This is a genomic window from Actinoplanes sp. NPDC051405 (assembly GCF_055586185.1).
In genome coordinates this window covers 49,335-73,024 of record NZ_JBVJIR010000008.1, presented here as the reverse complement: position 1 = coordinate 73,024, position 23,690 = coordinate 49,335, and the positions used below count along the sequence as shown (strand labels likewise).

Below are 23,690 nucleotides of genomic sequence, written 5' to 3'. Positions count from 1 at the left end.
GACCACGGGCCGCTCAACGGATAACAGAAACTCTGTCACCCAGCAGGGCTGTCCGGCTGAGATGCGGCGCGGTCGGCTCGCCCGGCAGGTGGGGCCGGAGCCGGTCGATGAGTGACCGGAACCGGTGCAGCCACGGGTCCGGCAGCCGGCGCGCACTCAGCACGGCCCGGGCCACGTCGGCCGCGGCGACGTGCTCACCCTGCCGGTCGTGACTGCACGCCATGATCCACTGCATCTCGGCCTCGAGCCGCACATCCGTGGTGCGGGCGGCGACCCAGCCGGCCTCGGCGACCGCGTTCTCGCGCTGGCGGTCGAGCAGGCGGGCCAGCCAGGCGGTCAGGTCGAGCCGGGTCTCCTCGTCCAGGGCGTACTCCGTGCGTACGCGTTTGAGCATGCTGATCGCCACCTGCGGGGCCCGCGTCGAGAGCTGCTCGATGTGCTGGGCCAGCCAGCGGCTGGCGCTGCTGTCCAGCGGCACCGGGCCGGCCAGCAGCTGGCCGACGACCCGCTCCGGGGCCCCGCCGACCTGGGCGATCTTCTCGGCGAAGGACCGGTGCAGCATGATCCGCAGCGCCGCCGGGGTGCTCTCGTGCAGCACCCGGGCCACGATCCGGTGCCGGAAGAGCAGGGTCTCGGGGTCGTCGGTGAGCACACCCGCCGCCCGGGCCGGCCGCAGCACCCGCTGCAGCTCCGCGGGCGGGTGGTCGGTGACGGCGGCGACCTCGGCCACGGTGCAGTGGTCACCCAGGAACGCGGCCGCCCGCAGCAGGTGCCGGGTCTCCTCGCCGAGCGTGGCCAGGTGCGCGTCCACCGCGGCCACCAGCTCGGCCGGCGGCGCGCCACGGTAGGCGGCGTCGTCGCGCCGGGACGCGGCCAGGTGGCGCAGGTAGTACGGGTTGCCACCGGCGTCGCTCAGCAGCCGGCGCAACGTCCGCGGGTCGAACGGCTCGGGCGCGACCGCGCGGACCAGCGCGGTGGCCTCGTCGGCGGTCAGCGGCTCGAGGGTGATGATCTCGTCGGCGGGCACCTCGTCGAGGCCGGCCGCCCCGGGCCGGGCGGAGGCGACCAGCAGCAGCGGCAGCTCCCGGGTCAACTCGTGCAGGGCCGCCCAGACCCGCAACGTCGTGGTGTCCGCCCGCTGCAGATCGTCGGCGACCAGGATCAGCGGGGTCTCGGCGGCCGCCTGCCGGACCAGGGCCACCGCCCGCTCCACGGTCTGCGGCCGCGGCCCGTCGAGCGCGTCGGCGGCGACCGTGAACAGCTGCCGCACCAGGTCGCGGGTGGCGTCGCCGGACATCGCGGACTCGACGCACTCCAGCAGCACCCCGAGCGGCATCCGCTGGGCCAGCTCGTCACCGATGCCCCAGCCCGTGCGGCAACCGGCCGGCAGCCCGGTGCGCAGGGCCGCGCCGAGCAGCGCCGACTTGCCCATGCCGGGGGTGCCCTCGATCCGGATGCTGCGGCCCCGGCCGGCGGCCACCTCGGTGCCGGCCCGGCGCAGCAGGCGGATCTCGGCGTCCCGGCCGACCAGTGCCGCCGTCTCGGCGGGCGCGGCCGGCGGGCCGGAGCTGCGGGCCGGCGCGGACAACTCGTTGGTGCCGGTGAGGATGCGCAGCCGCATGGCCCGCAACGCGGCGCTGGGCTCGGTGCCGGTCTCCTCCAGCAGCACCCGGCTCAGATGGTCGTGCACCTGCAACGCCTCGGCCCGGCGACCACCGGCGTGCAGGGCGGTCATCAGCATCCCGTGCAGGGCTTCCTGCAACGGGTACGCCTGCACGAGCAACCGCAGCGCAGCAATGGCCTCCTCGTGCCGTCCCAGATCCAGCAGCAGGGCGGCATGGCGTTCGGCGCTGGCCAGCCGCAACTCGGTCAGGCGCAGGCGCTGGGCGGCGGCGTACGGGCCGGGCACGCCGGACAGCGCCTCGCCCTGCCACAGCCGCATGGCCGCCTCCAGGGCCGCCAGCTCGGCGAACCGGTCACTGGCGGCCCGGTGGCGCCGGCTCTCCTCGCGCAACGCCTCGAAGCGGAACACGTCCACGTCCTGCTTGCGGACGTGCAGGCAGTAGGTGCCGCCGCCGGAGGTGAGCAGCTGCCCGGCGGCCCAGCGGTCGCGTCCCGGCTCGAGCACCTGGCGCAGCGTCGAGACGTACGTGTAGACGTTGCCGACCGCGCTCGCGGGTGGCTCCTCACCCCACAGCGCGGTGATGAGCTGCTGGCGGGAGACCGCGTGGCCGGCGTGCAGAGCCAGCACGGCCAGCACCGCGGCACGGCGCGCCGAGCCCAGCGGGAGCTCTGTCTCGTCCCGCCACGCGCGTACGGGTCCCAGCAGGCGAAGGTCCAGACCTTCGTGCTCTGCCGTCATGGCTGCCCAACCTCGTCGTCGTGGGATCGCTGCCAACAGGTAGTCAGTTGAACATGCAAGCTTTCGTTCACCGCAAACCGATGTCCCTCATCGGGGTTCTGATACCGCTGCTGTGCCACCATTCCTAGCGAATGCGCGCAAGAGTGCAGATCCGCCGCGCTCAGGGGCAGCATATCTCCGCAAGTGATATTCGCGACTTGCCTTCTTTGCGTGACGAAGGCATTACGCATTCCGGCGGCCCGCGTCCAGTTGTTGACGGTCCGTAATCGGTGACGGGCGGCTGGGCAATGTTACTGGTGGGTCAGGGCACTTCCAGGTGCGTGAGGTTCCGCCGGGAGCGCGCTGCTGGTGGACTCGGTGCGATGTGCGGGCCGGCGGCACTGTCCGCGAGCCGGCCGGCAACCCGGGCGAGGAGGCCAGATGAGCGGGACCCCACCTCCCCTGCCGTTCGCCGGGGAGTTGTTTCTGCACCTCGCCGCCGAGGGCCGGCTGGTCCTGGACGCGGTCCGCGCGGACGCGGTCATCGCCGGCCTGGAATGCACCCTGGCCCAGATCCGCGCGCGCCTGCGGGTCATCCGGATCTGGCAGCAACTGCCCGCGCAGCGCGTGGACGAACTGCCCGAGGAACTGGTGCAGGATGTCGTCGACGCGGTATTCACCGACCAATTGGCGCCCGGTCAATTAGAGCGCGCGGCAATCGAGTTGCCCATCTACATCGAGGCGCTGCGGCGGGCGAGCGCCCCGCGCGATTAACCCGCCCGGACCGGGAGCCTGGTTAAGAGATCGGCAATGAGCTGCGTCGATCTCACCACCTTCCCGGCGGATCGGCGGCGATGAAGGTCGCGTGAAGATTTTCTGAAGACCCCTTCCGGAGACTGGCCCCCGGCCGTACCGATCAACCGGAGGTAGCAGTGGACCAGGTTCGGGTCGCCCTGCAGGCGATGGACCCGCTCAGCCACGCGGGACTCGCCAGTTTTCTTCAGTCCCGGCCGGAGCTCACCCTGCTTCGCGCCGCCGAACGGGCCGACGCCACGGTGCTGGTCGTGTCGACCGACCGGCTCAGCACCGACGTGATCGCCATGCTGCGGCGCTCGGCGGCCGAGACCGGGGTGCCGGTGGTGCTGGTCACCAACGAGATCAACGAGACGGAACTGCTCACCGCGGTCGAGTGCCGGGTGGTGGCGGTGCTGCCCCGGGCGGCAGTCACGGCCGAGCGTCTCGCCCACAGCGTGCTCGCGGCGGCCTCCGGCGGTGGCGTGATGCCCCCGAACCTGGTCGGCGAGCTGCTCAAGCACATCGAGCGCCTGCAGCGCGACGTGCTGACCCCGCACGGGCTGAACGCCTCGGGTCTGACGCCGCGCGAGATCGACGTGCTGCGCCTGATGGCCGACGGCTTCGACACCAGCGAGATCGCCGGCGAGCTGTGCTACTCGGAGCGCACGGTGAAGAACGTGATCTACGGGTTGACGCACCGGCTGAAGCTGCGCAACCGGTCGCACGCCGTCGCGTACGCGTTGCGCAGCGGAATGATCTGATCGTTTTCCCGGCCGGGACGGCGGGCTGTTGCACCGGCATGGCCAAGACGCGATGTCGGCCGCTGAACGGCCCGTCGTTAGGGGTTCTCACCTTGGACCGCGGTTGTAACGTGACCGCATGGCCGCGGGCGGGATCAGGGACCGGTTCCGGGCGCAGATGCGCCAGGAGGTCAAGGAGGCGGCCCTGCGCCAGCTCGCGGAGGGCGGCCCGGGCGCGCTGTCCATCAACGCGATCGCCAAGGAGCTCGGCGTCTCCGGCCCGGCGCTGTATAGATACTTCACCGGCCGGGAAGCGCTGCTCACCGAGCTGATCCTGGACGCGTACGCGGATCTGACCGCGGCGCTCGCCGCCGCCGGCCACCGGCTGCCGGAGCTCGCGGCGGCCTACCGGAGCTGGGCAATCGCCCACCCGCACCGATACCGGTTGCTGTTCGGGGCGCCGCTGCCCGGCTACGACGCGCACGACGAGCGGCTGGCCGACGCGGCCCAGCGGGCGATGGACGTGCTGCTCGCCGGGGCCGGACCGGGCCCCGCGCCGGAGCCGGCGCTCGCCGACGACCTGCTCGGCTGGGCGCGCAGACGCGGCGCGCACGACGTCGACCCCACGGTGGCGCTGCGCGCGGTCACCGCCTGGAGCCGGCTGCACGGCTTCGTCAGCCTGGAGATCGAGGACAACTTCCGGGCGCTGGGGCTCGACCCCGACCACGTCTTCGCGGCCGAGGTCGAAGCCCTCAGAAGTGCGCGATGATCCGCTGGGCCGGCCCGTCGACGGTGAGCCGCCCGCCGTACGGCAGCACCCACTGCGGGTTGGTGTGCCCGAAGTCCACCCCAAGCACCACCATCGCCCCGGGGTTGTAGGTCTCGACCGCGCGCAGCACAGCCGCCTGCTGGTCCTCGCGATACCGGATCCGCTCGGCCATCGGCCGCGGGTCGTTGAACACGGTGCCCTTGGCCGTCGCCACGACGATCGCCGGGAACTGCTCCAGCAGGCCGCGCTCACCGAAGTTGCGCAGCATCCGGAACACCTCCACGTCCGGCGGCATCTCCTCGGAGGTCTCCAGCAGCAGCACACACCCGGCGTAGTCCTCGACCGGCCGCACCCAGCGGTCGGCGGCCAGCGTCCAGTGCAGAATCTCCAGGTTGCCGCCCCAGGTCGGCGCGCTCACCACCCGCTCGGCCCGGTGCCACACCCGGCCCGGGCTCGGGTACGGGACCGGCGCCTCGGTCAACGTGCCGGGCTGGTCCCAGGACACTTCCTCGTCGGTGAACAACTCGACCGGACTGATCTCGAGGTCGCCGCCGGTGAACAGCGCCGCCCGTACCGAAGCCACGGTGGCCTGCTGCACGCCGCCGCCGCGGCCGAGCTGCACCATCGTGGACATCCCGTGATAGCCGGCCACGCCGTGGGTCCAGAGCCAGTTCAGCAGGTTGGTGTTGTCGGAGAAGCCGAAGAAGGGTTTGGGGTCGGCCCGGAACGGCGCCGGGTCGAGGTGCCGCAGCACGGTGATCTGGTCGTCGCCGCCGATCGTGGCGAAGACCGCCCGGATCCGCGGATCGGCGTAGGCCGCCATCAGGTCCGCGGCCCGCTCCTCGGCCGGCGCGGCGTGGCGGGTGGTCGGGTATTCGACCGGCTCCACCCCGAAAACCTCGCGCAGGCGCCGCAGTCCCTGTTCGTGCACGGCGGGGAAGTCGGCGGGCGCGGCGTGCGCGGGCGAGACGACGGCGACCCGGTCGCCGGGCGAGAGCTTGGGCGGAACGCTGAATTCAGGACGCATACGACCATTCAAGTACGCCGGGCAAGCGAGTTCGGTGCCGTTCACCCGCCGCGGCGGGGATGGACCGGTGGGGCTGCCACGTCGCAGTACGAGCGGATCGGCGTTTCCGCTGCCTTCGCGAGGACCCCGCCGGCCGCGGCGGCCGGTTCGGGGGTGTGGGCGGGGAGCCGGGTGGGGATCAGGACTGCGGCCAGGGCCGCCCCGGCCAGCATCAGGGCGGCGCAGATCATCAGGGAGTTGCGGTAGGTCGGGTGCAGGTCCGCCGCGTCGGTCAGGTCGCCCTGGCCGATGCCCGCCGCCAGCGGCAGGACCGCCACGGACAGCAGGCCGGCGGCCCGGGCGACCGCGTTGTTCACGCCGCTGGCCACGCCGGCGTACATGTCGTCCAGGGCACCCAGCGCCGTCGCGGTCAGCGGGGCCACCAGCAGGCACAGCCCCAGGCCGAAGACGATCACCGGCGGCAGGACGTCCGTCCAGTACGACGCGCCCGGGCCGATGCGGCTCATCCAGAGCAGGCCCGCCGCCGAGATCAGCGGGCCCACCGTCATCGGGATGCGGGGACCGATGCGCTGGCCCAGCGCGCCCGCGCGGGCCGACAGCAGCAGCATCAGCACGGTCACCGGCAGCAGCGCCAGGCCACCCGCCAGCGGGCTGAACCCGGCCACCACCTGCAGGTTGAGCACCACCAGGAAGAAGACGCCGCCGTTGGCCGCGTACACCAGGAAGGTCACCAGGTTGGCGCCGGTGAAGGCGCGGGCGCCGAAGATGCCCAGCGGCAGCATCGGGTGCCGCGAGCGGCGTTCGACCACCACGAACGCGGCCAGGCCGGCCCCGCCGATCAGCAGGGCGACCAGCACCTGCGGGCTGCCCGGGCCGTTGGCGGGCCAGGCCGTGAAGCCGTACGTGAGGCCGCCGAGTCCCGCGGCGCCGGTCAGCACCCCGGCGATGTCGAGCTCGCGGTGCGCGGCCGGGTTGCGTGACTCCGGCACGTGCCGGGCCGCGACCAGCATGACCAGCGCCGCGACCGGCACGTTGATCAGGAAGATGAGCCGCCAGTTGCCCAGCTCGACGAGCCAGCCGCCGAGGAACGGGCCGAGCGCGCCGCCGATGCCGCCCAGCCCGGACCAGGCGCCGATCGCCTTGGCCCGGTCCGCGCGGGCGAACGACGCCTCCAGGATGGCCAGCGCGCCCGGGGTCAGCAGGGCGCCGCCGATGCCCTGCAGCACGCGGGCGGCGATGAGCATCTCCATGGTCTGCGCCAGCCCGCACAGCAGCGACGCCAGCGCGAACCAGCCGACCCCGATCAGGAACACCCGTTTGCGCCCGAAGCGGTCGCCGAGGGAGCCGCCCAGCAGGATCAGGGACGCGAGGCTCAGGGCGTACCCGTTGATCGTCCATTGCAGACCGGCCGCGCCGCCGCCGAGGTCGTCGCCGATCGCCGGGAGCGCGATGTTGACGACCGTGGCGTCGATGAAGGCCAGGCTCGATCCCAGCACGGTGGCCAGCAGCACCCATCGGCCGGCGGCGCTGCGATAAGTGATGAGCGGCTCGGTCACAGCGTGCTGGCCAGGCCACCGTCGATGGTGAGGTGCACGGCCACGACAGGGCGCCCGATGCCCCTGCTGCCGCCGGTGACGACCGCCGTCCTGCCTGCCAGCCCGAGATCCATGTCCCGGACCCTACGCTCGGCCGACGGCGGGCCGGTGAACACTGCCGGTCAGGCCGTGCGGCGGACCGGCCGGGGCAGCGGGATCTGCACACCGCGGGGCACGGCCGCCCGGGCCGCGAGCAGCGCCGCGGTGGCCGCGGTCGACGGCTTGGTCGCCGTCGTGCGGCGCCGGCCCAGCAGCAGCTCCACCCGGCTGAGCAGCTCGGCCCGGTGGTACGGCTTGGTCAGGTAGTCGTCGGCGCCCGCGTCCATCGCGGCCAGGATGCGATGGTTGTTGACGTCGGCGCTGATCAGCATGATCGGCAGGTCGGCGGTCGCCGGCTCGGAGCGCAGCAGGCGGCACAGCTCGATGCCGGAGGAACCGGGCATCCGCACGTCCAGCAGCACGGCGTCGATCCCGCCGGCGGTCAGCGACCTCCGCGCGGATTCGGCGTCGACGGCCTCCACGACCTCGTGACCGAGCCGGGCCAGCGCGAGCGAGATGAGCTCACGGTGGTCGGCATCATCATCGACGATGAGCACGGTCGGCACGGCGGCACCTCCTGCCATTCAAGAGAATCTGCAGGACTGTTCGGCACACCCGTTCCGGTCACTGAGGCGTTCCGGGAATTTGGCTCGGCCCGCGCTCGGCCCGCGCGGCATCAGCGCAGCCGGGAGAGCCACTTGCGGTCGATCTCGGCGGGCAGGTCGACCTCGTGGTGCCGGGCCAGCAGCACCACCTGGCAGAGCACGTCGGCGAGCTCGGCCCGGAAGTTCGCCGCCAGCTCCGACGGGGTCAGGTCCTTGGTGCGGGCCTGGCCGGTGTGCATCAGGTAGGCCTGGGTGAGCTCGCCGACCTCCTCCTGCAGTTTGAGCAGGAACCAGGTGGCGTCCCGGCGGATGCCGAACGTCTCGGCGTACCGCTGGGAGACCGTCTCGAGGTCGTCGGACAGCCGGCGCAGATCCATCCCGCCAAGCTACTGGCCGGGCGGGGCGCCAGCCGGGGTCAGATGTGCGTCGAGCTCGTCGAGGTCGGCGACGAACCAGATCTGCCCGCCCCGGTTCGACTCGTGGACCAGGGCCCGCAGGGCCGAGCTCGCCTCCAGGTGGGCCGAGATGTCGCCGACGACGGCCAGCCGGACCCGGTAGTTGACGAACTTCTGCATGATCGCGCCGGCCAACCCGGTGCCGAGGGTGAAGAACCGCTCCGGCAGCCGGCCGGCCGGCAGCGCGACCACGTCGGCGCCGGCGTAGGCCGCGCCGATCAGATCGAGGGCGTCCTGCTCGGTGGCCACCGCCGGGCCGTCCGCGGCGCAGACCAGCACCGGTACGCCGTTGCGCTGCTCCAGCCGGTCGGTCATCGCCCGGCTCCCGGCGCGAACAGGCCGTTCTCCGCCCCGAGCAGCCCGTCGAGCAGCTGGAGGATGTCGGCGGTCTCGGCCGGACCGCCGAGGATCACGATTTTCATCCGGGATCGTCCCCTGTCGTAGATGGTCTGCAGGCGCAGCGGCTCGGGGGAGTCGCGGGGTGCCTGGGCACCGGCCGTGAGCAGGGTGCTGAGCCGGTCGGCCGCTCCCGGCGCCAGGCCGTCGATCTGCACGATGCTGGACACCTCGACATGTCCGGTCACGGCGGCCGGGGCCGGCTCGTCGATCAGGGCGTCGAGGTCCGCGCGGGCGATCCGGTACTGCTTGCCGATCTTGACGGCCTTGAGCCGGCCGTCCCGGACGTAGTTGCGGACCGTGCGCACGTGCAGTCCCAGCCGCTCGGCCACCTGCTCGACCGAGTACATATCGTTCCCCATAACACCCCATCGTCGCTGTCATAGGGAAGGATACGGTATCAAGCGGTGATGACGACCTTGCCCCGGAGGTCACCGGCGGCGTTCCGCTCGTGCACCTCGGCGAGTTCGGCCAGCGGGTAGCGCCCGGAGATGTCGACCGTGAGTGTGCCGGCGTCGATGCGGCGGACGATCTCGGCGAGCTGGGTGGTGTCGCTGCGGACGTACATGTTCATGGTCCGGACCTTGCGGTCGGCGTCCTGTGGCGCCGGTGAGGCCGTGCTGACCAGCACGCCACCGGGCTTGATGAGGGCGACCAGCGCGGCCATCGCCGTCTCGTCGGCGTACACCAGGTTGAACACCGCGTCCACAGGCTCGTCGATCGCGTCGGTCACCGGGGTGGCGGTGTAGTCGACGATCTGGCGGGCGCCGGCGGCGCGTACGGCCTGCGTGCTGCGCGGGCTCGCGGTGGCGACCACCGTGGCTCCGGCCTGCGCGGCGAACTGGACGGCGTAACCGCCGACGCCGCCGCCCGCGCCGTTGATCAGGATGCGCTGGCCGGCCTGCAGCCCGGCGTGCTCGAACAGGCCCTGCCAGGCGGTGAGCGCGACGGCAGGCACGGCTGCGGCGTCGGCCAGTGTGATGCTCGTCGGCGGGGCGGTGAGCACCTCGGCCGGAGCGACCACGAACTCGGCGGCGGCCCCGGGCGAGGTCATCGGCAGGAACCCGATCACCGCGCCGCCCCCGCCCTCGACGACCGTGCCGGACACGTCGACCCCGGGGGTGTGGGGCAGCGTGATCGGCATGGCCTGCTGCAGGAAGCCGGCCCGGAAGGCGGCATCGACCGGGTTGAACGACGTCGCGGCCACCCGGACCAGCACTTCGCCGGGGCCGGGGACGGGACGGTCGACATCCTCCAGGCGCAGGACGTCCGGACCGCCGTACGTGGAGAAGCGGATGGCTCGCATGACCGACCTCCGTGGGTAGATGCTTCGAACTCGAAGCATCTCGGCAAGCTAGCACGCTTCGAATTCGAAGCAATCGTTATGATGGCGGAGTGACAGATGCCACCTCGCTGGACGCGGAACAGCTCCGGGCGTACCTGACGCTCAAGGAGGTCAGCAGCCTGCTCGACCACGCCGTCGAGCAGCAGCTGCGGGTGGACGGCGGGCTCACCGGCCCGCAGTTCGGGATCCTGGCCCGGCTCAACGACGCCCCGGGCGGCCGCCTGCGGATGACCGACGTGGCGGACGGCATGGTCTACAGCCGCAGCGGGCTGACCTACCAGGCCGGACAGCTGGAGAAGGCTGGGCTGATCAGCCGTTCACCGGCCGAGGACGACGAGCGCAGTGTGATGGTGACGCTGACCGCGGCCGGACGCGAACGGCTGGGCCAGGTCATGCCCGGCCACATCGAGGTGGTCCAGCGGCTGCTGCTCACCTCGCTGAACCGCGCGGACATCACCGCGATCACCGAGATCCTGGGCCGGGTCCGCGACCGCATGCGTACGGCGCCACCCCGCTCGGCCGCCCCTCGCCGCAAAGCCTGACCGGCTGCCGGGCAAAGGGGTTGAGAGAGGGTCGGGTTAACCCTACTGTCGACTGGGCGGTCAGCGGGATCGGACGGGAGGCATCGAGTGCCTAGCGTCAACGGTATGACCACCACCTCCGCCCCCGCCGAGTACGCCCCGGGTCTGGCCCAGCGCCTCCTGCGCCGGCTCGGCCAGGACACCCTCTACATCCTGGTCGGGTTCCCGCTCGGCCTCGTCACACTGGTCCTGTGCATGGTCGGCTTCTTCTTCGGCATCGGGGCGGCGATCATCTGGGTCGGCGTGCCCGCCCTGGTCGGCACGATCATGCTGGCCCGCGGCTTCGCCACCCTGGAACGCGCCCGCCTGGTCCCGATCCTCGGCCGCCGGCTGCCGCACCCGGCCTACAAGCGCGCCGCCCCCGACGCCAGCATCGCCGGCCGGGCACTGACCCCGCTCAGCGACGGGCAGTCGTGGCTCGACCTGGTGCACGGCATGTTCCGGTTCATCCCCAGCACCATCGCCTTCGCCTTCGCGGTCGCGTGGTGGGCCGGCGCGCTCGGCGGTCTGACCTTCCCGCTGTGGGACTGGTCCATCCCCCGCGGCGCGGACAACCAGGATCTGCCGGAGCTGCTCGGCCTCGGCTCCGACAACTCCACCCGGATCGTCTTCCACATGGCGCTCGGCTTCTTCTTCGCCGGCACCCTGCTGCCGGTGATCCGCGGCCTGGCCATGCTGGAGGCCGGTTTCGCCCGGGGCCTGCTCAGTGGGGTCAACGAGCTGCGCGAGCAGGTGGCCTCGGCCGAGGCGGCCCGGGACACCGCGCAGGCGCAGAAGGCGGCAGCCGTCTCCGCCGAGGCGACCGCGCTGCGCCGGCTCGAGCGCGACATCCACGACGGCCCCCAGCAGCGGCTGGTCCGGCTCGCCATGGATCTGGGCCGGGCCCAGCAGCAGTTCAGCACCGACCCGGAGGCCGCCAAGGCCACCGTCGCCGAGGCGCTGACCCAGACCCGGGAGACCCTGGACGAACTGCGGGCGCTCTCCCGCGGCATCGCCCCGCCGATCCTGGTCGACCGGGGCCTGCAGGCTGCCCTGACCGCGCTGGCCGGCCGCAGCACCATCCCGGTCGACCTGGACGCACCTCCGATCGCCCGGCTCGACCCGGCTGTGGAGACGACCGCGTACTTCGTGGTCGCGGAGGCCTTGACCAACGTCGCCAAGCACAGCTACGCCGGTGAGGTCCAGGTGAGCGTCCGGCGGGCGCCGACCGGGCTGCTGATCACGGTCGCGGACGACGGTGTCGGGGGCGCGAGCCTGGCCAAGGGACACGGTCTGGCCGGTCTGTCGGACCGCGTCGAGGCGGCCGGCGGCGTGATGAGCCTGGAGAGCCCGGCCGGTGGTGGCACGACCCTGACAGTCGCCCTCCCCCTCTGATCGGGGCGCAGCGCATAGGCTCGTCGGCATGCGGGTGGTGATTGCCGACGACGCCGTGCTGTTGCGCGAGGGTCTGATCCGGCTGGTGGAGGAGAACGGGCACACCGTCGTCGCGGCTGTCGGCGACGGTCCGTCGTTGGTCGAGGCGATCGTCGAGCACCGGCCCGAAGTGTCCATCGTGGACGTACGGATGCCGCCGTCGCACACCGACGAGGGGCTGCGCGCCGCGGTCGAGGCCCGCAAGAAGGTGCCGGGCAGCCCGGTGCTGGTGCTGTCCCAGTACGTCGAGGTCGAGTACGCCGACGACCTGCTGGCCGATCGCACCGGGGCGATCGGCTACCTGCTCAAGGACCGTGTCTCCGAGGTCGCCGAGTTCCTGGACGCGCTACGCCGGGTGGCCGGCGGCGGCACGGTGCTGGACCCGGAGGTGGTCGGCCAGCTGCTGGTCCGCCGCCGCCGCGACGATCCGCTGCGCAATCTCACCCCCCGCGAGCGCGAGGTCCTGGGCCTGATGGCCGAGGGCCGCTCGAACACGGCGATCGCCCGCAAGATGGTGGTGACCGAGGGCGCGGTGGAGAAGCACGTACGCAACATCTTCACGAAGCTGGACCTGCCGCCGGACGAGGAACAACACCGCCGGGTCCTGGCCGTGCTGACCTACCTGCAGTCCTGACCGTAGGGCTAGCCCTACCCTCGACCGGCCTGCTCACCGGATCGATCGGCCGGGCCGCGCTCCCTAGCGTCAACAACCATGAAGCACAGGGAGAATGTCACCGGAATCGCGGCCCGGGCCGCGATGTGGAGTGCCCGGCACCGCACTCTCGCCATCATCGGCTGGATCGCATTTGTCGTCGGTGTCACCGTCCTCAGCGGACAGATCGGCACCCGTGAGGCCACCGACTCCGACCAGGGTCACGGGGAGTCCGGGCGGGCGTCGCTCATCGTCGAGCAGGCCGGCTTCCCGGTCCAGCCGGCGGGGGAGATGGTGCTCGTCAAGGGCGCCAACCGGGACGCGGCCATCGCCGACGTCACGCGTTCGCTGACCGGGCGGCCCGAGGTGGGAGCCGTCGCCAAGCCGCTCACGTCACCGGACGGGCAGGCCACGCTCGTCACCTTCACCATGATCGGGGATCCGGACACCGCCAAGGACCGGGTCGAGCCGCTGCTCGACATCGTCGCCGGAGTGCAGAGCCGGCATCCGGGCGTCTACGTCGCCCAGGCCGGCGACGCCAGCGGCAGCAAGCTCATCGGGGACTCGCTCGACGAGGGGCTGAGCCGGCTGTCGATGCTCTCCATCCCGGTCACCCTCGGCATCCTGTTGGTGGCTTTCGGCGCGGTCGTCGCCGCGCTGCTGCCCGTCGGCCTGGCCCTCACGGCCATCCTCGCCGCGATCGGCTTGCTCGCGGGGGCGAGCCGGCTCGCGCCGACCGTCGACACCACCATGCACGTCATGCTGCTCGTCGGCCTCGCCGTCGGCGTCGACTACTGCCTCTTCTACATCCGCCGGGAACGCGACGAGCGCCGCAACGGTGCCGATCCGCACCGGGCCCTGCTGATCGCCGCGCAGACCTCCGGGCGGTCCATCTGGATCTCCGGTCTCACCGTCATCGTGGCCATGGCCGGCATGTTCTTCACCATGGACGCCACCTTCATCAGCTTCGGGATGGGCACCATCCTGGTCGTCGCGACCGCCGTGCTCGGCTCGCTGACCGTGCTTCCAGCGCTGCTCTCGGCGCTGGGCGACCGGGTCGACGCGATCAAGATCCCCGGCCTGTACCGGCGGCGCACCGAGGGCCGGGTCTGGCGCTGGGTGCTGCGGGTGGTGCTGGCCAAGCCGCTGATCTCGACGATCGTCGCCGTCGGCGTGCTCGCCGCGCTGGCCGCGCCGGCGCTGGACCTGCGCACGAAGGGCGAGAGCATCGAGGACGTCTCGCCGAAGCAGCCGATCGTGCAGACCATGACGGCGATCAGCCGGGCGTTCCCCGCCGAGGTCGTGCCGGCCGAGGTGGTGGTCAAGGCGCCGACCGTCAAGGGACCGCAGTTCGAGGCCGCGCTGGCCGACTTCCGCCGCGCCGCGGCGGCGAGCGGGCAGCTGCGCGAGCCCATCGACGTGCGGGTCAATCCGGCCGGGACGGTCGCGGTCGTCTCGGTCGGCCTGGCCGGCAACGGCAGCGACCGTACGTCGGAACGGGCCGTCGAGACCCTGCGGACGAGTGTGGCTCCGGGTGCCTTCGGGAAGCTGTCCGGAGCGACCGTGGCGGTCACGGGTGACACCGCCGAGGGAATGGACTTCAACAAGCGGCTGACCGACTCGCTGCCCTGGGTGTTCGGCTTCGTCCTGGGTCTGGCGTTCCTGCTGCTGCTGGTCTCGTTCCGGTCGGTGGTCGTCGCGGTCACCGGCGTGGTGCTCAACCTGCTGTCGGTCGCCGCCGCCTACGGCATGCTGGTGTTCGTCTTCCAGTACGGCCACTTCGAATCGGTGCTCGATTTCAAGTCCGGTGGCGGGATCACCAACTGGATGCCGCTGTTCCTGTTCATCATCCTGTTCGGCCTGTCGATGGACTACCACGTCTTCGTGCTGAGCCGGATCCGCGAGGGTCACGACCGTGGGCTGGGGACCAAGCAGGCGGTGAGTGAGGGCATCGGCCGTACGGCCGGAGTGATCACCAGCGCGGCGATGGTGATGGTGGCGGTCTTCGCCCTCTTCGCCACCCTGCCGCTGATCTCGACCAAGGAGCTGGGCGTGGGCCTGGCCGCCGCGGTCCTGCTGGACGCCACGATCATCCGGGCGGTCCTGCTGCCCGCGGTGATGGCCCTGCTGGGCGACAAGAACTGGTGGCTGCCCCGCTGGCTGAACTGGCTCCCGGCGGTGGCCCACGACCTGCCCCCGGCCTCGACTCCGGTCCCGCAGTCCCGCGAAGACCGGGAACTCACCCCGGCCCTCTGACAAACGACAGAAAAGGGCGAGCGCCGAACGGCGCTCGCCCTTTTCTGTCTGTGCGAGATCTTCAGCCCGGCGCACCCGCAACGGCCTCGGACAGCAGCCTCATCGGGCTGGTGTCACGGGACGTTCTCCGGCACGCGTAGCGAAAAAAGATCAGGACTTGAACGCGTCCTTGATGTTCTCGCCGGCCTGCTTGAGCTTCGAGCTGGACTGGTCGGCCTTGCCCTCGGCCTCGAGGGACTTGTCGTCAGTCGCCTTGCCGAGGCCTTCCTTGACCTTGCCGCCCAGCTCTTCGGACTTGTTGTCAATCTTGTCGTCGGCAGCCATGGTGACCTCCAGGTGTGTGGCCTACGCACACACAGGTACCCGGGTGCCCGCTCCGCAACCCTCATTACGTGAAGGAAAGGCGCTCAGCCGGTCATCTGCCATTGCGGGACCGGCATCAGCGACGTCGGTTCGCGCAGGAGCTCGCCGAACTTCTCCGCCGGCATCGGGCGGGCGAAGTAATAGCCCTGCGCCGCGGTGTAGCCCAGCGCCAGCAGCTGCTCCGCCTGCTCGGCCGTCTCCACCCCCTCGGCCACCGCGTGCAGTCCCAGCGCCTGGGCCAGGTGGATGACCGCCGCGGCGACCGGCGGACGGCCGTCGACCTGCGCCTGGGTGAAGGAACGGTCCAGCTTGATCTCGTCGATCGGGCAGTCGTGCAGCAGCGTCAGCGTCGAATGGCCGGTGCCGAAGTCGTCCAGCGACACCCGTACGCCGAGCGCCCGCAGCCGGTGCAGGTTGGTGACCGACTGGCCCGGTTCCAGGGCCATGGTCTCGGTGATCTCCAGCACGATCCGGTCGGGGGCCAGGCCGTACCCACGCAGCAGCGCCCCCACCTCGTCCGCGAAGCCGGGTTCGCGCAGGTCACGGGCGGACACGTTGACGTTGAGCACGCCCGGGGCCGGCTCGCCGTAGGCGGCGATCCACTCCGCGAGCTGGCTGAACGCCGTGCGCATGACCCAGCGCCCGAGCGGCACGATCAGGCCGGTGCGCTCGGCGACCGGGATGAACGCGTCCGGGGCCAGCGTGCCGCGCGTGGGATGGGTCCAGCGGACCAGCGCCTCGCAGCCCAGCACCCGGCCGTCGTCGAGCGAGACGATCGGCTGGTAGAGCAGGAAGAGCTGACCGCCGGTGATCGCCTCACGCAGCTCGGCGCCGAGGTGGGCGTGCTCGGTGCCGTGCGCTGCCATGCTCGGCTCGTAGTGCAGGTATGCCGTGCCGGCCAGCTTCTTGGCCGCGTACATGGCGATGTCCGCGTGCCGCAGCAGCACCGACGGCTCGTCGCCGGTGCGGCCGTCGGCGATGCCGATGCTGGCCCGGATCGGCAGCTCGTGACCGTCGGCATAGACCGGCTGGCGCAGCGCGTTCATCATCCGCTCGGCGGCCAGATCGGCGGCCGCGGGATCGGCGTCGTCCAGGACCACCACGAACTCGTCGCCGCCGAGGCGCGCCACGGTGTCGCCGGCCCGTACGCAGTCCGCGAGCCGCTGGGCCACGCCGACCAGCAGCAGGTCACCGATCTCGTGCCCGAGGGTGTCGTTGACCTCCTTGAAATCGTCCAGGTCGATCAGGGCCACGGCCACCGGGCGGTCGGTCGCACCGGTCAGCGCCAGCTGGAGCCGGGTGTGGAAGAGCGCCCGGTTCGGCAGCTGGGTGAGCGCGTCGTGGGTGGCGCCGTGGTCCAGCTCGCTCAGCAGCCGGTTGTTGTCCCGGAACGCGATGAGCTGACGCAGCACCACCAGGGCCGTGGTCAGCACGGCGGCGACGACCACGGCCAGCGCGTCGGCGTCCTTACGCACCGTGACGGCTAGCAGCAGACCGTCGACCGCGGCGACCGCCACGTACGGCAGCAGGCTGAACGAGCGCCGCGGCGGCGCGACGATGTCGCGGCGCGCGCCGAGGCCGGCGGCCCGCTGCCGCATCGCGGCCATGGTGGCGAAGAAGTAGACGATCGGCGTGCAGGCCATGTCCGGGAACAGGTACGGATCCGCGGCTTGGAACGGTCCCCGGAACAGCGGTCCCACGGCCCCGATCAGCATGGCGGCGGCGATCAGCCGCAGCGCGCCGTTGTTGACGTAGAGGTGGCTGGACAGCACGAACTTGGCCACGGCGAACACGGCGAGCAGCGCGATCACGGTGACGAACAGGGAGGTGTAGACGGCGGTGCGGTCGCTGTCACCCAGGGCGTCGCGGGTGGCGTAGTGCCAGATGAACACCGCGGCCGCGATCATGACGGTGCCCGCGTCCAGGAAGACCCGCAGCAGCTCGCCGCGCGACTGGCGGCCCAGCGGGAGCCGGAAGAGGGCGTACATGATGGCGCCGACGCCGGCGGTGCAGAACGCCAGCATGACCGGCCCGGTGTGGTTGCCGGCCGGGTCGTCGCTGGTCAGCACGTCGAAGGCCTGGACGGTGATGCCGATGCCGACCAGGCCGAGCGCGCAGGAGAGGTGCCGCCAGAAGCGCCGGGTCGGCTCGGGCAACGTGGTGGTCCGGGCGGTGCGCAGGAAGGCCAGAAACGTGACGATCGGGCCGAGAACCGACGGGAGCCACAGCACGGCCTTGGGCTCGAAGGGGTGGAGATAGTCGGCCAGCACGCCGAGAACGGCCAGGGCGGCGACGACGCCCGAAGTCGGCACCAGCCGGTCACGAGGCGTGGTTGCCACCTCAGACCCGCCCATCCGTCAGCTCCCTCACCTCGTCCGCCTATCGTCCTGATCGGTAGTCCCAGCAGGTTCGTGAGCGATTGGGCCCGGACGCCCCAGGTTTCCGGGCTCAAGATCATCACCTACAGTGGATCACCAGCCGTGCCGCTCGCACCGGAACGAGGCCGGGGGTGGACGCCGCCACGTCCGCTCCCGGCCTCCCGGACGGCTGGACTAGCGTGAACGCGTGGCGCAGGATCCGGACCCGAAACCGCCGCTCCCGGTCCTGGCCGCGATCTCGGCGGGCGGCGTGCTGGGCGCGGTGTCCCGGTACGGCATCAGCGTGGCCTGGCCCCCCGACCCGCGCGGCTTCCCCTGGTCCACCTGGATCGTCAACATGACCGGCTGCCTGCTGATCGGGGTCCTGATGGTGCTGATCGCCGGCCTGCGCCCGCAGCAACGCCTGATCCGCCCGTTCTGGGGCATCGGGGTGCTCGGGGGCTACACGACTTTCTCCACGGCGAGCGTCGACGTGCTGCGCGCGGCGCCGGGCACCGGGCTGATCTACCTGGGCCTGACGCTGATCGGCGCCCTGCTCGCGGTCTGGGCCGGCACGGCGGCAACGGAAGCGGTGCTGCGGCGATGACCGTGCTGCTGGTGGCCCTGGGCGCGGCGATCGGGGCGCCGCTGCGGTACCTCACGGACCGGGCGGTCCAGGCCCGGCACTCGTCGACGTTTCCCTGGGGCACGTTCACGGTCAACGTGGCGGGATCGATGCTGCTGGGATATTTGATCGGGCTGCCGGTGGCGGCTTGGCTGTCGGCGCTGCTGGGGACGGGGTTGTGTGGGGCGCTGACTACGTACTCGACGTTCAGTTATGAGACGTTGCGGCTGGTGCGGGAGGGGGAGCGGGTGCTGGCTGGGGCGTATGCGATCGGGAGTGTGCTCGCCGGGCTGGGCGCGGCCTACGTCGGTCTGCTGCTGGCCCAAGCGGCAAGCTGAGCGGACCGCGGCTCACCTGGCGTCCAGGGCGGCGAGGGCCTTCCGCACCTGATCGGTGCCTTGATGATCCACCGCCTCGCAGAGGGCCAACTGCCGGCGCAGGTGCCCGGCCGCCGCCTCGAGGTCACCGAGGGCGATACGGGCCCAGGCCGACGCCTCCAGAGCCGCGATCTCCAGCAGGTCGTCGCGTGCCTGCTCAGCCGTCGCGACGGCGTGCTCGGCCGGTCCGAGCGCCTCCGCGGGCCGGTTGCCGGACCGGTGTGCCCCGGCAAGCCGCAGCAGGATCTCGGCGACGTCCCGGGCGGCGCAGTGGTCGCGGGCGATGGCCAGGGCACGGCTGTAGTGCTCGACGGCAGCTTCGGGGCGACCGGCGAGCTCCTGGGCCTCGCCGAGGTTGCTCTGGATCAGGGCGCGCAGGTGGCCGGCCGCCGGCAGGGACTCGGCCAGCTTCATCGCTTCCCCGAGCCGGCCGATCGCGTCGGCGGGTTGCCCGGCGTTGTTGTGCACGGCGGCCAGATTGACCAGCGCTGTCGCGGCACCCAGCGTGTCACCGAGGGCGAGGCGCAGCTCGTACGCGCGGCGACAGCAGGCGGCGGCATCGTCGTGCTGATCCAGCAGGCTGAACGGAATGGCCAGCCGGCTGGTGATCATCGCCTCGCCGGGCCGGTCGCCGGCTCGCGCCGCTGCCTGCGCCGCCGCTGTGTAGAGCGTGATCCAGCGTTGCCCGTGCCGGCGCCGGAGCAGCCAGCCGTACAGTGCCGCGGCGATCTGCCAGCCGAGGTCCGGCTGCGACGCACAGGCCCGCTCGGCCGCGGCCAGGAGGTTGTCCGCCTCGCCGTCGAGCCACTCCATGGCGGTGTCGGCGTCGGCGAACCGGACCGGCTCCGGCGGCGAGGCGAAGTTGGGACGCTCGGCCGGACGCAGGACGCGGTCGGCGGCGTTCGCCCTGTCCCGGTACCAGACGAGCAGGCGCCGCATCGCCGTGTCCGGCGCCTCCAGCAGGCGCGGGGCCAGGTCGCGCGCCGCCAGGCGAACCAGGTCGTGCATGCGGTAGCGGCCCTCCTCGGTGCGGTGCACCAAGTGCACCGCCGTCAGGCCGTCGAGCGACGCCCGCACCTCGGCGGCATTCAGATCCGCCAGCGCCGCGCACGAGTCGATGGCCGGGAGACGCCCGGGATGAACACCCAGCAGCGCCAGCATGCGGCAGGTGGCGGCGTCCAGGGAACGGATCGAGGCGGCGAGCGCCCGGCGGATGGACACGTCGTCGATCGCGAGGACACCGAGACGAACCTCCTCGTCCTCCAGCTCACGTACGAGAGCGTCCGCCCCGATGGCGTCACCCAGCCGAGCGGCGACGACCCGCAGGGCGAGGGGAAGGCGATCGCACAGTTCGACGAGCCGATCCAGGGTGGCCGGGCCGGCCGCCACGGGTCCGCTGATCGACTCGACCAGCGCCTTCGCGTCGTGATGAGCCAGGGGCGCCAGCACCAGCCGAACGGCGTGCTGTGCCGCCACCAGCCCGTCGAGCCGGCTGCGGCTGGTGACGACGACCAGGCAGTTGCCGCCTCCTGGCAGGAGAGGGCGGATCTGCTGCGCGGTCGCCGCGTTGTCGAACAGCAGCAGAACCTTGCGGCCGGCGAGCTGGGACCGGAGATCGGCGGCCGCCTCCTCCGGGTCGTGGGCGACCTGCGCGGCGGGCACATCCAGGGCCCGCATGACGCGGTCGATCACCGCGGTCACCGTCAGCGGCGGCTCGTCGCCGAACCCGTGCAGGTCGACATAGATGTGGCCGTCCGGGAACTGGTCCTGCACGGACCAGCACCAGCGCAGGGCCAAGGCTGTCTTACCCACGCCCGCGGGGCCGGTGACGATGACGGGAGATGCCTCGGCGGCATCGGCCCGACAGGACCGCTGCAGCGCCCGCAGCTCGTCGTCGCGGCCGACGAAATCCTTGGGCGCGGCCGGCAACTGCGCCGGCACCGGGCGGGCCGCGGCGGACCGGGGCCGGACCGGAGCCGGTGGTGGTGGCGATCGGCCCGGCGCGGCGACGGCGGGATCGTCGCGGAGGATCGCCTGCTCGAGGTGCTGCAGGTCAGCCCCCGGCTCCAGGCCGAAATCGGCGATCAGCCGGGCCCGGGCCGCCCGGAACACCTCCAGCGCCTCGGTCTTGCGACCGGCCCGGTGCAGGGCCAGCATGAGCTGTCCGGCCAGGGGCTCCGCGGTGGGCTGACGCGACACGAGCTCGGACAGCTCGTCGATGACGGCCGCGTGGCGGCCGAGTTCCAGCTCCAGCTCGAAGCGGTCGACGAGCGCGCCGAGCCACCTTCGTTCGAGGCGCTCGCGGCAGCGCTCGATCCAGCCGCTCGACAACCCGTCGAATGCCTTGCCCCGCCACAGGCCCAGCGCCTCCCGCAGCAGGTCGAGGCGGGCGGAGAGCGCCGGCGCCTGACGGGCTCGCTCGACCATGGCGGTGAAGCGGAGCACGTCGATCGCATCGGCGGGCACCTCGACGGTGTAGGCGCCGGCCCGGTGGTGCAGTTGCACCCCGACGGCCCGCAACGTCGCGCGCAGGCGGGCCACGTAGGTGTAGAGCACATCGCGGGCGCGGGCGGGCGGATCGTCACCCCAGACCCGATCGACGAGGGTGGCGGTCGGCACCGGACGCTGCCCGTCCAGCAGCAGGGCGACGAGCACGCAGCGCTGCCGGGCGGGCCCGAGCTCGACCCGCTCGCCGCGGTGCCACAACTCGACCGGGCCGAGCAGGCGGAACTCCATGACGCTTCCCCCGTGGAGCGCATCCACCATCGAACGGTATCAGTGTCCGGGCGCCTGGGGTGGCCCCGTTGTCGCTGGTGGCGGCTCCGTTCAAGGTTCGCGCTGAGGACTTCTCAAGGGGCGGTGCCTAGCTTCATGGAGGTCATGTCCCAGCAATGGTCCGCACAGGAAAAGACAGGAGAACCGATGCGTTTCTCGAGCAGGTCGCTGGTGGCGGCCGGGGTGTTCGTACTGGCCCTGGGCGCGTGGGGGGCGCCCGCGCAGGCTCACGTCATGACCGGCTACCAGGGGCTGGACAAGGCGTGGATCTCCAGCGACCACCGATCGATCACGGTGCAGGACAGAGAATGCGACAACCACGGCGTCTTCGCGGTCGTGAACCTCAGCGGGGGCGGCAGCACGAGCGTCAGTGACCCGGACGGGTGCAGCGGGAACACCGGTTTCCGCACCACGGGCGCGATCGCCAGCTTCTACGTCTGCGAGAACCAGGAAGGTTGCGGCGACACCGTCCGCGTGCAGTAACGCCCGGCGAACGGCCCCCGCCCCCGGGCGGAGGCCGTGCGCCTTCCCCGGGCCTGCGCGGGCACGACTTTTCGCCGATACGGAGTTGAAACTGTTTCGGGACAGCAGACGATCTTGCATGTTGTTAGCGTCCGACAGGTGACCGACCAGCCCTCGCGCCCCACCTCGCCGGCCGCACCGAATCCGGCGGCCGATCCCACCGCGGCTCCGGCCTCCGCCGCCCCGGCTCCCGCGGCATGGGACCCGACCGCGGCCCAGCCTGCCCCCGGCACGCCCGGGAGCGCCGAGCCCACCGCGGTCCAGCCGCCGGTGGCCCAGCAGGGCAACACGGAATGGCCGGCCGAGCAGGGTTGGGGCGCCGCCCCGCCCGCGCCTTACGGCGCCCAGCCCGGGGGCTTCGACGGCGGCCAGCAGGGCGCGCCTTACGGTGCCCAGCCGAGTGCGCCTTACGGCGCCCAGCCCGGGGGCTTCGACGGCGGCCAGCAGGGCGCGCCTTACGGTGCCCAGCCCGGAGCGCCCTACGGCGCCCCGCAGCCCGACGGCTACCCCGGCTTCCCGCCCCCCGGCGCATCCCCCTACCCGCCGCCCGGCAGCGGCGGTACCAGCGGTTTCGCCATCGCCTCCCTGATCTTCGGCATTCTCGGCGGCATCCTGCTCAGCGTCATTTTCGGCATCGTCGCGCTCGTGCAGATCCGCAAGCGCGGGCAGAAGGGCCGGGGCATGGCCATCGCCGGCCTCACCCTGTCCGGCTGCTGGGTGCTGCTGATCATCATCGGCGTGACGGCCGCCATCCTCAGCGACTCCGGCAATTCGCCGAGCAGCACCGCCGGGGGCACCAACAGCGGTTCGGTCTCGGTCACCCAGCTCAAGCCGGGTGACTGCATCAACGGTATCCAGACCGTGGGCAGCGTCGAGGACCTGCCGGTGATCTCCTGCGCCCTGCCGCATGAGGGTGAGGTCTACGCCAACTTCAACCTGCCGGCCGGCCCCTGGCCCGGTGACGCCGAGGTGCAGAAGCAGGCCGAGAAGCTCTGCGAGGCCGAGCTCAAGGCGTACGCGGCCAGCCCGGCCGAGACCGTCGAGGTGCTCTACCTGCACCCGTTGCAGCAGTCCTGGTCCCGGGACCGGGGCGTCACGTGCGTGGCCACCGACGAACGCGGCACGACCACCGGCTCCGTACGGGACTGATTTCCTCAGTCCACCAGCCCGCCGCCGGACAGGTTGGCCACCGTTCCGGTGATGGCCGCAGCGCGGTCTGAGGCCAGGAACGCGGCTGTTTCCGCGATCTGGGCGAGCGTGGGCAGTCGTTTCAGCAGGGTGCTCGGCGCCAGTCCTTCTTCGAGGAAGCTCTGGACCGACTGCCCGTTCGCCGCCGCGGACTTGACGAAGAGGTCCGCGGTGTAGGAGCCGGCGGCCGGGGCGTCGCTCACCGCGTTTGGCGCCCGGCTCCGACAGGGTCAGCACTACGCCGGGGCGGTCGTGGCCCATGTGCCGGGCCACCGCCTTGCTCGTGATGAACAGAGTGCGCAAGAAGCCGTCGATCGGCCGCATGAACTCTTCCAGGGAGAGCTTCGCCAGCGGAGTGCCCTGGTCGTGCATGGCGCTCACGGCGTTGAGGGCGATGTCGATGCCGCCGCCTGCCGCCGCGACGGCGTCGGCGTGCTCCGCGACCGCCTGTTGAAAACTTTTGCGCCTTCCCGG

23 protein-coding genes are annotated in these 23,690 nt (G+C 71.9%); 11 read left to right on the top strand and 12 right to left on the bottom strand.

The window, feature by feature from the left end:
* Window positions 1-13 precede the first annotated feature (13 nt).
* On the bottom strand, window positions 14-2,362 hold the full coding sequence (locus ACZ6S4_RS18685; protein ID WP_465476154.1) for a BTAD domain-containing putative transcriptional regulator: 2,349 nt from the start codon (window positions 2,360-2,362) through the stop codon (window positions 14-16).
* 420 nt (window positions 2,363-2,782) lie between these two features.
* Here ACZ6S4_RS18685 and ACZ6S4_RS18680 point away from each other — a divergent pair, with 420 nt between their 5' ends.
* From ACZ6S4_RS18680 to ACZ6S4_RS18670, 3 genes are all read left to right on the top strand, one after another.
* A complete protein-coding gene (locus tag ACZ6S4_RS18680; RefSeq protein WP_465476153.1) occupies window positions 2,783-3,115 on the top strand; it encodes a hypothetical protein in 333 nt (110 codons plus the stop codon).
* Window positions 3,116-3,273: 158 nt separating this feature from the next.
* Window positions 3,274-3,897, top strand: a complete 624-nt coding sequence (locus tag ACZ6S4_RS18675) for a helix-turn-helix transcriptional regulator (RefSeq protein WP_360830416.1) — start codon at window positions 3,274-3,276, stop codon at window positions 3,895-3,897.
* Window positions 3,898-4,015: 118 nt separating this feature from the next.
* On the top strand, window positions 4,016-4,645 hold the full coding sequence (locus ACZ6S4_RS18670) for a TetR/AcrR family transcriptional regulator (protein ID WP_465476152.1): 630 nt from the start codon (window positions 4,016-4,018) through the stop codon (window positions 4,643-4,645).
* Here ACZ6S4_RS18670 and ACZ6S4_RS18665 read toward each other — a convergent pair.
* The 7 genes from ACZ6S4_RS18665 to ACZ6S4_RS18635 form a co-directional block, all read right to left on the bottom strand.
* Window positions 4,629-5,672, bottom strand: coding sequence for a S66 peptidase family protein (locus tag ACZ6S4_RS18665; RefSeq protein WP_465476151.1), 1,044 nt, complete (start codon window positions 5,670-5,672; stop codon window positions 4,629-4,631). The two genes, ACZ6S4_RS18670 and ACZ6S4_RS18665, sit on opposite strands and share 17 nt — an antisense overlap.
* 41 nt (window positions 5,673-5,713) lie before the next feature.
* Window positions 5,714-7,228, bottom strand: coding sequence for a DHA2 family efflux MFS transporter permease subunit (locus ACZ6S4_RS18660; RefSeq protein WP_465476150.1), 1,515 nt, complete (start codon window positions 7,226-7,228; stop codon window positions 5,714-5,716).
* Between the two features lie 161 nt (window positions 7,229-7,389).
* Entirely contained in the window at window positions 7,390-7,872 is a 483-nt protein-coding gene (locus tag ACZ6S4_RS18655) for a response regulator (protein ID WP_465476149.1), read from the bottom strand.
* A gap of 110 nt (window positions 7,873-7,982) precedes the next feature.
* Complete coding sequence (locus ACZ6S4_RS18650; RefSeq protein ID WP_465476148.1) at window positions 7,983-8,288, bottom strand: MazG nucleotide pyrophosphohydrolase domain-containing protein; 306 nt, start codon at window positions 8,286-8,288, stop codon at window positions 7,983-7,985.
* Between the two features lie 9 nt (window positions 8,289-8,297).
* Window positions 8,298-8,681, bottom strand: coding sequence for a DUF4180 domain-containing protein (locus ACZ6S4_RS18645; protein ID WP_465476147.1), 384 nt, complete (start codon window positions 8,679-8,681; stop codon window positions 8,298-8,300).
* The gene (locus tag ACZ6S4_RS18640) at window positions 8,678-9,124 is read right to left on the bottom strand and encodes a helix-turn-helix domain-containing protein (protein WP_465476146.1); all 447 of its coding nucleotides are present in this window, start codon (window positions 9,122-9,124) and stop codon (window positions 8,678-8,680) included. The genes ACZ6S4_RS18645 and ACZ6S4_RS18640 overlap by 4 nt, the downstream gene beginning before the upstream one ends.
* Before the next feature lie 38 nt (window positions 9,125-9,162).
* The gene (locus ACZ6S4_RS18635; RefSeq protein ID WP_465476145.1) at window positions 9,163-10,068 is read right to left on the bottom strand and encodes an NADP-dependent oxidoreductase; all 906 of its coding nucleotides are present in this window, start codon (window positions 10,066-10,068) and stop codon (window positions 9,163-9,165) included.
* 89 nt (window positions 10,069-10,157) lie between these two features.
* Here ACZ6S4_RS18635 and ACZ6S4_RS18630 point away from each other — a divergent pair, with 89 nt between their 5' ends.
* The 4 genes from ACZ6S4_RS18630 to ACZ6S4_RS18615 all read left to right on the top strand — a co-directional run bounded on the left by ACZ6S4_RS18630 (window position 10,158) and on the right by ACZ6S4_RS18615 (window position 15,009).
* The gene (locus tag ACZ6S4_RS18630) at window positions 10,158-10,649 is read left to right on the top strand and encodes a MarR family winged helix-turn-helix transcriptional regulator (protein WP_465476144.1); all 492 of its coding nucleotides are present in this window, start codon (window positions 10,158-10,160) and stop codon (window positions 10,647-10,649) included.
* 105 nt (window positions 10,650-10,754) lie between these two features.
* On the top strand, window positions 10,755-12,062 hold the full coding sequence (locus ACZ6S4_RS18625; protein WP_465476143.1) for a sensor histidine kinase: 1,308 nt from the start codon (window positions 10,755-10,757) through the stop codon (window positions 12,060-12,062).
* Between the two features lie 28 nt (window positions 12,063-12,090).
* On the top strand, window positions 12,091-12,735 hold the full coding sequence (locus ACZ6S4_RS18620) for a response regulator (protein WP_433724199.1): 645 nt from the start codon (window positions 12,091-12,093) through the stop codon (window positions 12,733-12,735).
* Between the two features lie 78 nt (window positions 12,736-12,813).
* Entirely contained in the window at window positions 12,814-15,009 is a 2,196-nt protein-coding gene (locus ACZ6S4_RS18615) for an MMPL family transporter (protein ID WP_465476142.1), read from the top strand.
* Window positions 15,010-15,159: 150 nt separating this feature from the next.
* Here the strand turns inward: ACZ6S4_RS18615 and ACZ6S4_RS18610 are convergent, their stop codons facing one another.
* Both ACZ6S4_RS18610 and ACZ6S4_RS18605 read right to left on the bottom strand, forming a co-directional pair.
* Window positions 15,160-15,333 carry a CsbD family protein gene (locus tag ACZ6S4_RS18610; RefSeq protein ID WP_360551198.1) on the bottom strand — a complete coding sequence of 58 codons (174 nt, stop codon included), beginning with the start codon at window positions 15,331-15,333 and terminating at the stop codon, window positions 15,160-15,162.
* A gap of 83 nt (window positions 15,334-15,416) precedes the next feature.
* A complete protein-coding gene (locus tag ACZ6S4_RS18605; RefSeq protein WP_465476141.1) occupies window positions 15,417-17,726 on the bottom strand; it encodes a putative bifunctional diguanylate cyclase/phosphodiesterase in 2,310 nt (769 codons plus the stop codon).
* 211 nt (window positions 17,727-17,937) lie between these two features.
* On the opposite strand from ACZ6S4_RS18605, the gene ACZ6S4_RS18600 reads away from it, so the two are divergent.
* Window positions 17,938-18,336 carry a fluoride efflux transporter FluC gene (locus ACZ6S4_RS18600; RefSeq protein WP_465476140.1) on the top strand — a complete coding sequence of 133 codons (399 nt, stop codon included), beginning with the start codon at window positions 17,938-17,940 and terminating at the stop codon, window positions 18,334-18,336.
* A complete protein-coding gene (crcB, locus tag ACZ6S4_RS18595; protein WP_465476139.1) occupies window positions 18,333-18,692 on the top strand; it encodes a fluoride efflux transporter CrcB in 360 nt (119 codons plus the stop codon). The genes ACZ6S4_RS18600 and crcB overlap by 4 nt, the downstream gene beginning before the upstream one ends.
* A gap of 12 nt (window positions 18,693-18,704) precedes the next feature.
* On the opposite strand, the gene ACZ6S4_RS18590 is transcribed toward crcB, so the two are convergent.
* Entirely contained in the window at window positions 18,705-21,467 is a 2,763-nt protein-coding gene (locus tag ACZ6S4_RS18590; RefSeq protein WP_465476138.1) for an AfsR/SARP family transcriptional regulator, read from the bottom strand.
* 186 nt (window positions 21,468-21,653) lie between these two features.
* On the opposite strand from ACZ6S4_RS18590, the gene ACZ6S4_RS18585 reads away from it, so the two are divergent.
* Both ACZ6S4_RS18585 and ACZ6S4_RS18580 read left to right on the top strand, forming a co-directional pair.
* On the top strand, window positions 21,654-21,989 hold the full coding sequence (locus tag ACZ6S4_RS18585) for a hypothetical protein (RefSeq protein ID WP_465476137.1): 336 nt from the start codon (window positions 21,654-21,656) through the stop codon (window positions 21,987-21,989).
* 138 nt (window positions 21,990-22,127) lie between these two features.
* On the top strand, window positions 22,128-23,177 hold the full coding sequence (locus ACZ6S4_RS18580) for a DUF4190 domain-containing protein (RefSeq protein WP_465476136.1): 1,050 nt from the start codon (window positions 22,128-22,130) through the stop codon (window positions 23,175-23,177).
* A 5-nt stretch (window positions 23,178-23,182) separates the two neighbouring features.
* On the opposite strand, the gene ACZ6S4_RS18575 is transcribed toward ACZ6S4_RS18580, so the two are convergent.
* Complete coding sequence (locus tag ACZ6S4_RS18575) at window positions 23,183-23,419, bottom strand: SDR family oxidoreductase (RefSeq protein WP_465476135.1); 237 nt, start codon at window positions 23,417-23,419, stop codon at window positions 23,183-23,185.
* Window positions 23,420-23,690 lie beyond the last annotated feature (271 nt).